The 13,453-nt window shown below is 58.1% G+C and carries 15 protein-coding genes; 5 read left to right on the plus strand and 10 right to left on the minus strand.

Translation table 11 applies throughout. The annotated features are described in order from the left end of the window. Both Q1A89_RS11410 and Q1A89_RS11415 read right to left on the minus strand, forming a co-directional pair. On the minus strand, positions 1-150 hold the full coding sequence (locus Q1A89_RS11410) for a hypothetical protein (protein ID WP_299727762.1): 150 nt from the start codon (positions 148-150) through the stop codon (positions 1-3). A 3-nt stretch (positions 151-153) separates the two neighbouring features. After that, entirely contained in the window at positions 154-1,230 is a 1,077-nt protein-coding gene (locus Q1A89_RS11415) for a hypothetical protein (protein ID WP_299727764.1), read from the minus strand. Positions 1,231-1,416: 186 nt separating this feature from the next. Here Q1A89_RS11415 and Q1A89_RS11420 point away from each other — a divergent pair, with 186 nt between their 5' ends. The 3 genes from Q1A89_RS11420 (at position 1,417) to Q1A89_RS11430 (ending at position 3,099) form a co-directional block, all read left to right on the plus strand. After that, positions 1,417-2,016, plus strand: coding sequence for a TetR/AcrR family transcriptional regulator (locus tag Q1A89_RS11420; protein ID WP_299727766.1), 600 nt, complete (start codon positions 1,417-1,419; stop codon positions 2,014-2,016). An 88-nt stretch (positions 2,017-2,104) separates the two neighbouring features. After that, positions 2,105-2,776: a PspA/IM30 family protein gene (locus Q1A89_RS11425; RefSeq protein WP_299727769.1), complete on the plus strand. Its 672-nt coding sequence runs from the start codon at positions 2,105-2,107 to the stop codon at positions 2,774-2,776. A 35-nt stretch (positions 2,777-2,811) separates the two neighbouring features. Beyond that, positions 2,812-3,099 carry a hypothetical protein gene (locus Q1A89_RS11430; RefSeq protein ID WP_299727772.1) on the plus strand — a complete coding sequence of 96 codons (288 nt, stop codon included), beginning with the start codon at positions 2,812-2,814 and terminating at the stop codon, positions 3,097-3,099. Positions 3,100-3,136: 37 nt separating this feature from the next. Here Q1A89_RS11430 and Q1A89_RS11435 read toward each other — a convergent pair whose 3' ends face one another. Further along, the gene (locus tag Q1A89_RS11435) at positions 3,137-4,345 is read right to left on the minus strand and encodes an aminopeptidase P family protein (protein ID WP_299727775.1); all 1,209 of its coding nucleotides are present in this window, start codon (positions 4,343-4,345) and stop codon (positions 3,137-3,139) included. 101 nt (positions 4,346-4,446) lie between these two features. Continuing rightward, positions 4,447-5,238 carry an alpha/beta hydrolase gene (locus Q1A89_RS11440; protein ID WP_299727778.1) on the minus strand — a complete coding sequence of 264 codons (792 nt, stop codon included), beginning with the start codon at positions 5,236-5,238 and terminating at the stop codon, positions 4,447-4,449. Between the two features lie 76 nt (positions 5,239-5,314). Between Q1A89_RS11440 and Q1A89_RS11445 the strand changes: the two genes are divergently transcribed. Further along, positions 5,315-6,790 carry an NAD-dependent succinate-semialdehyde dehydrogenase gene (locus Q1A89_RS11445; protein WP_299727781.1) on the plus strand — a complete coding sequence of 492 codons (1,476 nt, stop codon included), beginning with the start codon at positions 5,315-5,317 and terminating at the stop codon, positions 6,788-6,790. Positions 6,791-6,874: 84 nt separating this feature from the next. Here Q1A89_RS11445 and msrA read toward each other — a convergent pair whose 3' ends face one another. Both msrA and msrB read right to left on the minus strand, forming a co-directional pair. Further along, entirely contained in the window at positions 6,875-7,381 is a 507-nt protein-coding gene (gene msrA, locus Q1A89_RS11450) for a peptide-methionine (S)-S-oxide reductase MsrA (protein ID WP_299727784.1), read from the minus strand. Next, positions 7,378-7,827 (minus strand): peptide-methionine (R)-S-oxide reductase MsrB, encoded by a 450-nt coding sequence (gene msrB / locus Q1A89_RS11455; protein WP_299727787.1) that lies wholly within the window; start codon positions 7,825-7,827, stop codon positions 7,378-7,380. The genes msrA and msrB overlap by 4 nt, the downstream gene beginning before the upstream one ends. 162 nt (positions 7,828-7,989) lie before the next feature. Here msrB and Q1A89_RS11460 point away from each other — a divergent pair, with 162 nt between their 5' ends. Continuing rightward, positions 7,990-8,481 carry a glutathione peroxidase gene (locus tag Q1A89_RS11460; protein ID WP_299729143.1) on the plus strand — a complete coding sequence of 164 codons (492 nt, stop codon included), beginning with the start codon at positions 7,990-7,992 and terminating at the stop codon, positions 8,479-8,481. Between the two features lie 256 nt (positions 8,482-8,737). On the opposite strand, the gene Q1A89_RS11465 is transcribed toward Q1A89_RS11460, so the two are convergent. The 4 genes from Q1A89_RS11465 to Q1A89_RS11480 form a co-directional block, all read right to left on the minus strand. Then, positions 8,738-8,971: a hypothetical protein gene (locus Q1A89_RS11465; RefSeq protein WP_299727790.1), complete on the minus strand. Its 234-nt coding sequence runs from the start codon at positions 8,969-8,971 to the stop codon at positions 8,738-8,740. A gap of 113 nt (positions 8,972-9,084) precedes the next feature. Beyond that, positions 9,085-9,771 carry a YjbF family lipoprotein gene (locus Q1A89_RS11470; RefSeq protein ID WP_299727793.1) on the minus strand — a complete coding sequence of 229 codons (687 nt, stop codon included), beginning with the start codon at positions 9,769-9,771 and terminating at the stop codon, positions 9,085-9,087. Continuing rightward, complete coding sequence (locus tag Q1A89_RS11475; protein WP_299727796.1) at positions 9,768-11,873, minus strand: YjbH domain-containing protein; 2,106 nt, start codon at positions 11,871-11,873, stop codon at positions 9,768-9,770. The genes Q1A89_RS11470 and Q1A89_RS11475 overlap by 4 nt, the downstream gene beginning before the upstream one ends. 104 nt (positions 11,874-11,977) lie before the next feature. Further along, positions 11,978-13,444: a UDP-N-acetylglucosamine 4,6-dehydratase family protein gene (locus tag Q1A89_RS11480; protein ID WP_299727799.1), complete on the minus strand. Its 1,467-nt coding sequence runs from the start codon at positions 13,442-13,444 to the stop codon at positions 11,978-11,980. Positions 13,445-13,453 lie beyond the last annotated feature (9 nt).

Genomic DNA, 13,453 nt, shown 5'->3' on the forward strand with positions numbered 1-13,453 from the left:
TCACCCGTTTTTGCGCCCCCGGCTGAGCAGATACAGCCCCGCAATCCCGCAAAAGAACCCGACCGCGTTCACCCAAAGCGGCGCACCAAAGGCAATCGTAGCAATGAGGCTAAGGATGGACACTGCGATGGCTGCGAGACCGAGTTTCATCGCTTAACCCCCATACGCATTGCTGTCGTGCTTCTCCACGATCTGCGCAAACCGGCGGGCAAAGCGTTCGTCCGCCTTCGCCTTCTGTTCCAGCACGTCACGGGCGAACACCATGTGATCCTCGTGCGCCTCCAGCATGTCGGCCATCTTCTTGTTGGTGGCGGCACCAATCCCGGCCATGGCGGTCTGCGCCTCCTGGTCGGTCTTCACGCCAATTTCGTTGATACGGTGGGCCACGTCCTGCTGCTGCGCCGTCTTCAACGACTTGGTCAGCGCATCATAGAGCACCACGCGCTGCTTGGTGTCGGTCTGCAGCTTGTTGATCAGCACCATCTGCGTCGCCGCCTGGTTCTGCAGTGAATCGATCCAGGTTTTGCCCTTTTCGATATAGCGCTCCAACGTCTGGGATTTGGCAACCTTGACCTGTTCGTCCTGCACCATCTGATTGTATTTGCTGTTGAGATCAGCCAGCTCCGTCTCAAGCGCCGTGCGCTTGGCGGCGTCGGTTTCCGAGGCGATCTTGTTCTCCAGCGTGATGATCTGCGGGTCCATCGCCTGAATGTCGGATTGCAGGGCTGACAGTTCACCAACCGTCATTTCACGTTCGTCGAGCGTTTCGGTCAGATTACCCTCAACCTTGACCTTCTGTTCCTCAAGCATGGCAAGCTGCCCTTCGAGCAGCTGCACGATGACATCGGATTTCGAAATGAGGTCCTGCAGCTTGTCGTCGATGGATGCGCTGCGCACACGTTCCTGACGCATGGATTCCGCTTTGGCGCGGGAAAAGATGCCAATCAGGCTTTCCATACCCGTCTTGTTGCGCATCTCGTCAAAGTCCTTCGAGAAGGCAGAGGTCACATCATCCAGCCCCATGATCAACTCGGCGATGTTGGCATTCATCACGTCGGTGTGGGCATGCACCTCATCAAGGGTGGCGTTTTCGATATCTAGGGCAATGTCGTCACCAGACTTCATCTTTGCGCGCGCGACCTCGATCCGGCTGGTCAGCTCTGCAATCTTGGACTGCGCTTCAGCCACCTGGGCCTGAGATTCTTTCACCTGGCTTTCGAAATTTGCCATCTATTTCTCCCATCTATCAATGTGTTGACACCAATATAGTCAATGTTACTTGGATTTACATCAGCAAAACCAAACTATTCTCACTGACTTTGGCAAAACCGTTCAGGGAAAGAAAGCGCCAAGCAGGGCTGTTCGTGCCCGCGTCACCCCGGTAACACATGAACAGGGTTCATTCAGGGGCGCACCATGGCCAACAAGTCCAAAGACCGACGCAACGCTTTGCGCGAAACACTGGTGAACATCGCCGAAGGCCAGATCGAAGCCGACGGTCTAGCTGCGGTCAAGGCCCGGTCTTTGGCCAAGGCAGCAGAGTGTTCGGTGGGCGCGATCTACAACGTGTTTGGCGATCTCGAAGAGCTCATCATCGCGGTCAACGGGCGCACATTTGGCAATTTGGGCAGACAGGTCGCAGCCGCGCTCGCCGACAAAAGTGACCTTTCCGCGACCGATCGGCTGATCGTGATGTCCTATGCCTATCTGGATTACGCAACACACCACCCCAACCTCTGGCGCGCACTGTTTGAGTTGAGAATGTCCACCGATATGGAAGTGCCGGAATGGTATCTGGCCGAGTTGGGGCGCTTGTTCAGCCACATCGACGGGCCGGTCCAAGAATGCTTTCCAGATATGGAGCCTCAAGACGTCGGATTGATGACTCGGGCCCTGTTTTCGTCAGTACATGGCATTGTGATGCTCGGGCTTGAGAACCGCATTAGCGGCGTACCCCAAGACCAGATCCACAGAATGATTGCGTTGATCCTGCAGTCTGCAACCGGGAACAAATAAATTTGAACAATGTTCACAAAGCATCTTGAACGACGTTCACACGTCACCTAACTCCATTCGTGAACGATGTTCATGAAGGAGAGAAATTGTGTTATCTACATTCCGAACGCTTTTTGCTGGCGCCAATGCCCGCGCCGAAGACCATTTGCGCGATGTCTATGCGATCGAGCTGATCGACCAGAAAATCCGCGAAACCGAAGCGCAGGTGCAGGCCGCCAAGGCCACGCTGGCCAGCCTGATCCAACGGACCCGGTCCGAACAGAAACTACTGGACATGCTGCAAGGACGCATCGCGTCTTTGACGGAACGCGCCAAAGAAGCTTTGGCCGCTGGCCGTGACGAATTGGCGAACGAGGCCGCCACTGCGATTGCAGAAATGGAAAACGAAAGCCTGATCCGCCAGAACACAATCGACCGCCTCGAAAGTCAGGCCACGCGTCTGCGGGCTTCGGTCGAAAAGGGTCATCGCCGGGTCATCGACCTGAAACAGGGCGCATTACAGGCCAAGGCGATCCGCCGCGAACAGAAGATGCAGGCCGGTTTGCACTCGACACTGCAAGGGATATCCGCAGCAGACGAGGCGCAGGATCTGATCAACCGCGTGATGGGCAAGGACGACCCTCTGGAACAGGCCCAGATCCTGGCGGACATCAACGCAGGCCTTGATCACAGCAACCTGGAAGACAGGATGGCCGGCGCCGGATTTGGTAACGCAACCAAGGTCACGGCACGCGAAGTATTGGATCGCCTGAGCAAATAAGCCGGGCCAAAAGAACGATTTAAGGAGATATGGAAATGCTGAATGAGAAACCCGACAACACGCTGATCATGATGTTCAATCTGGCCGGGGTGGCTGCGGCCTACGCCCTGCTGGGACTGTCGCTGTACCTGTCGACTGACGTCCCGCTATCGACCAAGGGCTTTTGGGGCATCGGTATCTTGATGCTGACGCTCAGCCTCGTGAATTTTGTCAAATACCGGTTCGACAACCAGCAGCGTATCGACCGGATCAACCGAATCGAAGAGGCGCGCAACGAAAAACTGCTCGAAGACTATGTGGGCGACCGCAAGGACATGCCCTGAAGTCTCAAAAGGGCCGCCGCAATGGCGGCCCTTTCCTTTAACCAACCACGTTGTGCTCAGGCCCGTAAGGAAACCCGGTGATGTTTTCCGCGCCATCCTCAGTGATCACGAGAATGTCGTGCTCGCGGTACCCGCCCGCACCCGGTTGACCGTCCGGAATGGTCAGCATCGGCTCCATCGAGATGACCATCCCGGGCTCCAACACCGTGTCGATATCCTCGCGCAACTCCAGCCCCGCCTCGCGCCCGTAATAATGCGACAGCACGCCGAATGAATGGCCGTAACCAAAGCTGCGATATTGCAAAAGGTCCCGCTCGGCAAAGAACGCGTTGACGCCGTGGGTGACATCGGCGCAACTCACGCCGGGCTTCAGCAGGGACATGCCCAGCTCATGCGCACCCACATTCGCCTCCCACAGCGTCAGCGACGCCGCATCCACGGTCACAACAAACAGCGTGCGTTCCAGCGCCGTGTAATAGCCCGAAATCATCGGAAAGGTGTTCAGCGACAGGATATCGCCCCGTTCCAACGCCCGCGCGGTCACAGGATTATGCGCTCCGTCAGTGTTCAGACCCGACTGAAACCACACCCACGTGTCGCGATATTCAGCATCAGGAAAACGCTTGGCGATCTCCATCTCCATCGCGTCACGGCCCGCCATGGCCACGTCAATCTCGCGCACACCAACCTTGATCGCATCGCGAATGGCATAGCCACCCACATCGGCCACCTGCGCGCCATGACGGATCAGGGCGATCTCGGCCTCGGACTTGTGCATACGTTGACGCATCGTGGTGTCATACAGATCCACCGTGGCGACAGGTTTCAGGAAATCCTCCAGCTTGCCCTGCTGCAACAGCGTCAAATGATCGGATTCAACGCCGATCACCGCCCCCTCACCCGTTACCTCGCGCACCGCACGCCAGAAATTGTCGCGCTGCCAGTCGGTATAGGTGATGTTGTCACCGTGACAGCGGCGCCACGGCTGGCCGGCATCAATGCCAGCGCTGATCGTCACGCAGGCGTCTTCGGTCACGACGCAGGCATAAGGGCGACCAAACGCGCAATAGAGAAAACCCGAGTAATAGGCGACATTGTGCATCGAGGTGAGAACGGCAGCGGTGGCGCCTGACGCCTCCATCCGGTCGCGCAATTCGGCGATACGGGCGTCATATTCGGCAGCCTCAAACGGCAGGGGCGCTTTTTCACCATTGTGAAAGCGAAAGAATGCGGGGCGAGTGGTCATGCCTGACCCTCCTTTTCAGAAAGGTCCCGGCGTGCAGGACGTCTGGGCGCTGATTTTGCAAGCGACGCCATCGCCTGCGGCCCGGGACGAGATGTTGCCGATCAGCGCGGCGTCGTCAAGCGGCGTATCAGGTCACTGCCCGGATCGCACAACGCATCGATCACGTTGAAATGATGCTCACCCGGCACAACGACATGATCGCAGGTCAACGCCTCTGCCAAGGCACGCGCTTGTTCAAGGAACGCAGGACGCTCAGCGCCGCCCACCCACACGGTAACAGGCACCTCGGGTGCGGGCTGATGGATCGGGCTTTCGGCTCGTGCCATGGCCGCATCCATCCCGAAATTGGCGTTCATGCTGGTGCGCAACAGCGGTTCCAGATCGGACACAGGTGAAATCGGAACCACATGGCTCAACCTGTCGCGCAAGGCGTCGGGCAACATGCCCGGCGCCAGCATCCGCGCAACAAGGTGCCCGCCTGCGGAATGCCCGGCAAGGCTGATCAGGCCGCTCGAGTCCTCTGCCACCTGCATCACCGCCTGGGCAATTTGCTGCGTGATCCCGGCGATCCGCACGGTCGGGCACAGATCATAAGACGGCATGACCACCGCCCAGCCCCGCGCCAGCGCACCAGCGGCAAAATGGGACCAGAACGAACGATCAAACTTCAGCCAATAGCCGCCATGGACAAAGACCAAAGTGCCCTTGGCCGTGCCTTCGGGCAAAAACCGGTCCAGCGCCATACGGTCGGACGGACCATAGGGCAGGTCCAATTCCGCCCGCGCGCCAAGGCTGTCACGAAACTGCGCAGCGGCAGCCGACCAACGTGTAAGATAGGCGTCAGCGCCTTCAATATAGGCGCTATTGGCATATGCATCGTCCAGATCTGGCATGGTCTCTCCCGGCTTTGGAACTGGACAATCCTAGCCCGTGTTGAAAGAGATGCACCAGACTCGAACGGAGGCGATCATGCTTGACCAAACGACTGACCTGAAATCCCTGCTGAAGGACCCGACCCTGCTGGAAACGCGTGGCTTTGTGAACGGCGCGTGGATCGACGGCGAAAACGGCACCTTTGATGTGACCAACCCCGCCCGCGGCGATGTGATCGCCGAAGTGGCCGACCTCAGCCGCGCGCAGGTGGCCGAGGCCATCGCCGCCGCCGAAGCCGCCCAAAAGGAATGGGCCAAGTGGACCGGCAAGGAACGCGCCGCCGTCATGCGCAAGTGGTTCGATTTGATGATGGCCAACCAGGACGATCTGGGCACCATCCTCACCGCTGAACAGGGCAAACCGCTGGCCGAGGCCAAGGGCGAGGTGGGCTATGGCGCCTCTTTCATCGAATTCTTTGGCGAAGAGGCCAAGCGCATCTATGGCGAAACGATCCCGGGCCACCAGCGCGACAAGCGGATCATGGTGATGAAACAGCCCGTCGGGGTCGCCGCCTCGATCACACCATGGAACTTTCCCAACGCGATGATCACCCGCAAGGCAGGCCCGGCACTCGCTGCAGGCTGTTCTTTCGTCGCGCGTCCGGCCAAGGAAACGCCGCTGTCGGCCATCGTCATGGGCGTGCTCGCCGAACGGGCGGGTATCCCCGCAGGCGTGTTCAGCGTTGTGCCATCCTCCTCGTCCTCCGCCATCGGCAAGGAATTCTGCGAAAACCCCGCCGTGCGCAAACTGACCTTTACAGGGTCAACCGAGGTGGGCCGCATCCTGATGAAACAGGCCGCCGATCAGGTCATGAAATGCTCGATGGAGCTGGGCGGCAACGCGCCGTTCATCGTTTTTGACGACGCCGATCTTGATGCGGCAGTCGAAGGCGCGATCCTGTGCAAGTTCCGCAACAATGGCCAGACCTGTGTTTGCGCCAACCGGATTTACGTGCAGGCCGGCGTCTATGACGCATTTGCCGAAAAGCTGGCCAAACGTGTGGGCCAGATGAAAGTTGGCGACGGTCTTGAGGCAGGCGTGGACCTTGGCCCGCTCATCAACCCCGACGCCGGGGCCAAGGTGATCGAGCACATTCAGGACGCGACCTCAAAAGGGGCCAAGGTGCTGATGGGCCCCGGAGCAGACGGGCTTGACGGCAACTTCCTGCCCCCCACCATCGTCACCGGCGTGACGCAAGATATGGCCGTGGCGCAGGAAGAAACCTTTGGCCCGCTCGCGCCACTGTTCAAATTCGAGAACGAGGATGACGTGATCGCCATGGCCAATGACACGATCTTTGGCCTCGCCTCCTATTTCTACGCCAAGGATCTGTCCCGCGTGTACAAGGTCGCCGAAGCGCTGGAATACGGCATCGTGGGCGTGAACACCGGCCTGATCTCTACCGAGGTGGCACCTTTTGGCGGGGTCAAACAGTCCGGCCTGGGCCGCGAAGGATCGCATCACGGGATCGAGGATTATCTCGAGATGAAATACGTCTGCATGAGCGTTTAATACTCTGTTAACCCGAAAAATCGTTTAGTGTGGGGCACTTGAAAAGTGTCCCACGCTGGGACACGGGCGCTTTGCCCGTGTTTTCTATTCTGCGGCGCGCCGGGGCAGGACCCAGCCGGGGCGCACGAAATGGCAGGTATAGCCGTTCGGAATCCGCTCAAGATAATCCTGATGCTCCGGCTCCGCTTCCCAGAAATCGCCCGCAGGCTCCACTTCGGTCACGACCTTGCCCGGCCACAGACCGGAGGCATCCACATCCGCGATGGTATCCAGCGCAATCTGTTTCTGCTCGTCATCCACATAGTAGATCGCCGAGCGATAGCTGGGACCCCGGTCGTTGCCCTGCTGATTGGGCGTCGTCGGGTCGTGGATCTGAAAGAAGAACTCCAGCAGCTCGCGAAACGAGGTCACGGCCGGATCATAGATGATCTCTATCCCCTCGGCATGCGTGCCATGGTTGCGATAGGTAGCATTCGGCACGTCTCCACCGGTGTATCCAACGCGGGTCGCCTTGATCCCGGGTTTCTTGCGGATCAAGTCCTGCATACCCCAGAAACATCCACCCGCCAGCACTGCGCGCGCGTCATTCATGCTACATCCTCCACCTGATCCAGATAATTGCCATAGCCTTCGGCCTCCATATCGTCGCGGTGAACAAACCGCAGCGATGCCGAATTGATGCAATAGCGCAAGCCTCCACGGTCGCGCGGCCCATCCTCGAACACGTGGCCCAGATGGCTGTCTCCATGTTTCGAGCGGACCTCGGTGCGGATCATGCCCAGCGATGCATCCCGCAATTCTTCGACATGGGCCGGTTCAATCGGCTTTGTAAACGACGGCCAGCCGCACCCGGATTCGTATTTGTCGGACGAGGCGAATAGCGGCTCTCCCGAGACGATGTCCACATAAATCCCGGGCTCCTTGTTGTTGAGCAACTTGCCCGTGCCGGGGCGCTCCGTCCCGCTTTGCTGGGTCACATAGAATTCTTCGGGCGACAATGTCGCGATGACGTCTGGGTTCTTGGTGTATTGGGTCATGTTCGCCTTTCCCGTGAACTGTTCGGGGTCTGATCCATATTTGGTGCATTTGTCGACAAATGAAAGAGGGTGACAGGGGGCCGCTCTGAACTAGATCAAAGGGTAAGTTTTACAAAAGAGGTTCCGATGCTTCGACACGCCGCTGCCTTGCTGGCCATCTGCATGGCCGGGATTGCATCTGCCGACCTTCCGGATGTGTCCTTTCCCTCCATTGATGGTGGGCATTTGAACGTGTCCGATTGGAATGGGCGCCCCGTGCTGGTCGTCAACACGGCATCTCAATGCGCATACACCGGCCAGTACGAGGAATTGCAGGCACTTTTCGACACATATCGCGCAGATGGACTGATCGTGCTGGCCGTACCCTCGGATGATTTTCGCCAGGAATTGGGCAGCGCTGCCGAGGTCAAAGAGTTCTGCGAGATGACGTTTGGACTGGACCTGCCGATGACCGACATCACCCGGATAAAGGGGGTAGGCGCGCATCCGCTCTACCGTGCGGTAAAGGCCGAAACCGGGTTTGTGCCGCGATGGAATTTCAACAAAATACTGTTCGCCTCTGACGGGGATGTGATCGCCACATGGGGGTCACGAACGTCGCCGATGTCCGCAGAGATCCGGCGCGCGGTAACGGATGCGTTGTCGGCGCGGTAGGCATCATGTCCGGGTGACGACGCTTGCGCTGTCCGTTCACCAAAGCTGCTTTGCAATCGGTTGACTGGTTTTGAACTGGATTCGGGTTCCGGGTCGTTTATAGCCTTGGCGCTTTTTCGAAGCACATCGTCAGACTCTGACGACGGCGCCCGAACCTTTCGGGCCGGGTCGACTATTACTGTCCGTTGCCATCAAAGAAAAAAGGCCTGCTCAAAGGCAGGCCGCTAAAATACCAATTGCGTACTAAAACCAGAATTCAGTTGGTCGATGTGCTGGACGCCGTCGAAACAACCATTTTTGTGGCAGCACTCGCCATGGACGCGGTTGTCGAAGTCGTCGCACTCAACGATCCGCTCGTCTGACCTTGTGTCAATTCACCGCCGGTGCTGCCGGTGACGAAGATGTTCAACGGGATTTCCTGCGCGAATGCGGCGGTCGAAAATGCGGCTGCCAAAGCAGCGACGGAAACAGTATGCAGTGTCTTTTTCATGCTTTTGGCTCCTTTGAATTACAAAGGAATATTTATGTCAGATTTGATGAAAACGCAATCTGACGGGCCAAAAGTCTGAACAACTGGTTAACGCGTATTGGGGCGGTTTGCCCCTAGCTTTTCAAAAGTCGCGTATGGATATACCCCAAGGACGGTCCAGCCCACTGCCGCGACTGCCAGATCGTTGTGCCGCCGGGGTCAACCCAGAAATCATAGGTGATCAACTCCGCGCCATGCCGACAATTGGCACGCAAACGTGCTGTATCGATCAGCTGTTTCGCGATCTCGATCTGCTCGACACCAACCATCCGCATTTCGCAGGCCAGATCGATGCGCTGCGTTCCGTTCACGCCAGTCACAACATAGAGTTCGTGCCGAAAGGGTTTCGGTGCCCGCGCGCGAATTGCAGCGAGCATGTTCTGAGCCTGCGTCGATCCCAAATCGTTGCCCAACCCCCGCGTCGAGATCAATACTCCGTCCCTCAGCACAATTTGCGAGTCATCGGAACTACGCCACACGCGCACGATCCCTTGCCCGTGATCCGGGCGGTCGGAATAGGGCGACAGGATTGCACGCGTCCCGGATCGCTCGAGCGTGACTTCAAGGGCCGGCGACGTCAGCCCCGCTATCAGCTCTGGAGTCAAAGCAGGCGGCGTCTCGGGTTTGGCATGGCGGCCGGACAATCGATCAACAATACTGGGAGACTCGGTTGACCGGGAAAAATCCGCATCGCGACCATCCGTGCAGGCAGCAACGCCAAAAACAGCGGCCAAAACTGTCATCCACACCGCCCGGATCATTGCCATACCCTCCCCCAGTTATTGTTCAGATCCGTCAAATGTCCGTTGCGTATCTGGTCGTAGAGACGGTCCGACACATTCAATCGCGCACCGCCATCGCGCTGCACCGGCCGAATGGTCGAACTTATCGACTGGCGAGACGGTCGGCCACTGAACCAACTGAGCGGGATCGAAACGGTGATCCCCTTGTCAAACGACCCCTCGCCAAACTCTTGCGAAGAGACATCCGTCAGCGTGAAGAAGCCACCAATACGCCACCCATTGGCAAACTGCCGCTCCAATGACACCGTCACGCCAACGTCCCCTGCAAGATAGCGCCCCACATCAAGTTGCCCGTGATACCCGTTCCCGAGATCGTAATAGGCGGACAAATGGCCCGTCGCGACCTCGTAGTCGCGAAAGCCAAACCGTTGATCAAAGTCGCGCTGCTTGACGTAATTTAACTCAACCCCGACCGCGAGAGGACGGGTGGCAGGTTTCCACAACAGCTCGGCAGATACGCCGCCGAACATCTGTTCGAGATAACCGACACTGATGCGGGCATAGGTGTTTTTGCCCGGCTTCCATTGCTTGGACAACACCAATCGTTCGAGTGTCGTGTCAGCAGCCCGCACATAAAGCAACGCGTCGGTGCGCACGCGCGGCAAGACCGAGTCAGACACTCTGGACCCGTTCTCGATCGTGCCCGCAACCCGGTGGCGCAGTTCGCCCAGCACCTGCCAACCCGGCGCAAACCGAAAACGTGCGATCGCAGAAATGCCGACATCCGCGCGGACCGGTTCGTCTGGGTCAAAGAAACTTGGTCGAATGTAGGGTCCGACAGCCCAGCTGAAATGCGGATACAGACTATCGACCTGAGAGGTCACGCCTGTCGGTCGCAGAGGTGCGTCCGAGATCACAGTGCGCGACAACAGCAATTGGCTGGCATTTGGTTGGAACTCAAGCGTTTCGAGATCGCGGCGCGATAATGTCACCTTTGAAAGAGCCAGATCATTGTTGATCAGAACGATATCAAACGTCTCGACTGATGGCGGCAGAATCCGCGCCATGGTGCGCGCGGTGCGCCCAGTCACAATAGCAAAATTGTCGAACCGTTCGCTGGACACACGGGCCTCTGCGCGGGTTGCGCTGAACGAGATGCTGTGCAGCTTGATTCCATCCGTCGCAAGCTCGGGTCCGATTGCATCGCGAATGACAACCGGTGCATTTTGCGCAGCAATCCAGCCACCATCATATGCGGCCGGATTGGCCAGCCGGTCCGGGCGCACGATAATCGGGCGCGGACCTGCCAACCGGTACGGGGTCGCCGGTGTTTTTGGGTTGAATTGCAGTTGTAAGTTCACGCCAATTTCGGAGCCGTAAATCCAATAGGCACCGAGCCGAACATTCTTGCGGGCCTGATATTCGAGCCCGAAGTTAAAGCGTGAGGACCGCGCAAAAACGCGGCGCGATGTTTCCGGCAGATAGGCATCGGTGGCATATTCCACCTTTAGGCCAAATCGTTCATTGACCTGCCATTCAACGCCTCCGAAGGGCGATACCGGACCTCGAAACCATTGATCCGTTGCTGGTTCACCGCCCGGGTCACCGGGCTCGAATTGCGGGCGCGCCGCGCCAAACGGCGATCCCACGGACCCAACCGACCCGAGCCGTCCCCAGCCAAGTCCTGCGGTCACTTTCACTTGCCCACGCAGACGGAGGGGCCGTTTGAACGTCTTTGTTGCGACAACGTATTCACCGGCATAGATACCGGTCCCGGCAAAGTCCTGCAGACCGATGGTGAGTGCAGGCGCTATGCGCCCCTCCCTGATCAAGAGATAGCGAAAGTCAAAGCTGCGGTCGCGATAAGTCCCAAATCCGTCTGAATTCCAATCCTGAATGCCGACATAACGGAATGTCACAGATATCCGGGGGGAAAACTGAAAGGTGAAATTCGTTCGCGTTTGCCCGGCAAAACTGGAAACCCCGATCGCGACCTGACCGTCGGGGAGCGCCTCACCTCCCGGCATGTCGATCAGGCCGGGCACACCGTAAAAATTCAACGTGGGCGCTGATGTGGTGACATCCCTCGACGCATCGGTCTGCGGTTGGGCATTTGCCATGATACCAATACAGTTGATCGCCACAACGAAAACAAGGCATCGCAAAAGAGCGAACACGGTTCGCCAATGTCCGGTTTCGTGCGCTTTGTGTCGGGGCAATGCTGTCACTGGCGACCCGCTTCCACCCGACTTGAGTGGTCGGTCTTGACCAAGAGACCTTTTGTATCTTGGCGCATAAATGGCCGCGATGTCTTTCTTGCCGATCCATCAGCCAAGTCGCCAAAGCCCTGCACCCACCGGCACGCATTGGCCCGCGCATCAGCCTCGTCATCATCCGCCAGCGCCTGGCGCAGCGCCCGCAATGCGGCGGCCACCTCAAACTCGCTCAACCCGTCCTCGATGGCTGTGAAAATCCTGGGGTGCGGTGTCGGGGAACGCCTTCCGTTCAGGGTCAGTTCCTCGCGCATCTTTTCTCCGCAACGCAGACCGATGAACTTGATTTCAACGTCACCCGTCGGATTGTCAGCGTCGCGCACACTCAAACCGGCACTGTGAATGACCTGGCGCGCAAGCGTTTCAATCCGCACGGGGCGTCCCATATCAAGAACAAAGACTTCGCCGCCGCGCGCAAGGGATCCGGCGTGCAGAACAAGGTTGACCGCCTCCTGCACTGTCATGAAAAAACGGCACACGTCTGGATGCGTTACGGTCACGGGACCGCCTTTGCGGACCTGATCCTGAAATAGGGGCAGGACAGAGCCGGAAGACCCCAGAACGTTACCGAATCTGACAATCGCAAAGACAGGGCCGCCCTTTCCCTCCAACCGGCGCGCGATGTCTTGCACGATCAATTCGCAAAGCCGCTTGGACGCGCCCATGACGTTGATCGGCCGCACAGCCTTGTCCGAGGATATCAGCACAAAGCGTTCCACACCGGCCGCCACCGCCTCTGTCACCAATGTCTGAGTGGCCAGAACGTTGTTGGACAGTCCGGCAAGGGGGTTCAGCTCCACCAGCGGCACATGTTTGTAAGCCGCGGCATGAAGGACCACCTGAACCTGATGCGCGTGCAATGTTCGCCGCACCTTGTGCTCATCCGCGACCGAACCAAGCAATGGCACAATTTCGATATTTGTGCCTGCAGCGGCAAGAAGCATCGATTGGTGTATCTGGTAGAGTGCGGTTTCATTGAGTTCATAAAGCACGATCTTGCGCGGTCGGCAGGCCAGCACCTGCCGCACCAACTCTGACCCGATTGACCCGCCTGCGCCGGAGATCAAAACGACCCGATCTGCATAGGCTTTTGCGGCGAGGCCCTGGCACGTCTTGATCTCGTCCCGACCCAAAAGACCGCTGGTATCCAACGTTATACTATCACCGTCTGGCCGCATCTTGCTGACCGGATCCAGTTTTGGTGGTGTCTGCAGGTGAATGGGTTTTTTGTGTGCGGAGCCAGCCGACCACGCATTCTCTTTGGGGTCATGGGCGTCTGTTCCGAGCGAAAGGGCTGAACACAAAATGCTGGCGCAGACAAAGAGAGACATGCCGAAAATGATCAGAAAATCGATCGGGATATGTACGCCACCCAAGGCCAGGACAGCAACGGATGCAAAGGTCAGTGCGAAGGACAAAATGCATGT

It is taken from the genome of uncultured Tateyamaria sp. (assembly GCF_947503045.1).
Taxonomy (GTDB): Bacteria; Pseudomonadota; Alphaproteobacteria; order Rhodobacterales; family Rhodobacteraceae; genus Tateyamaria.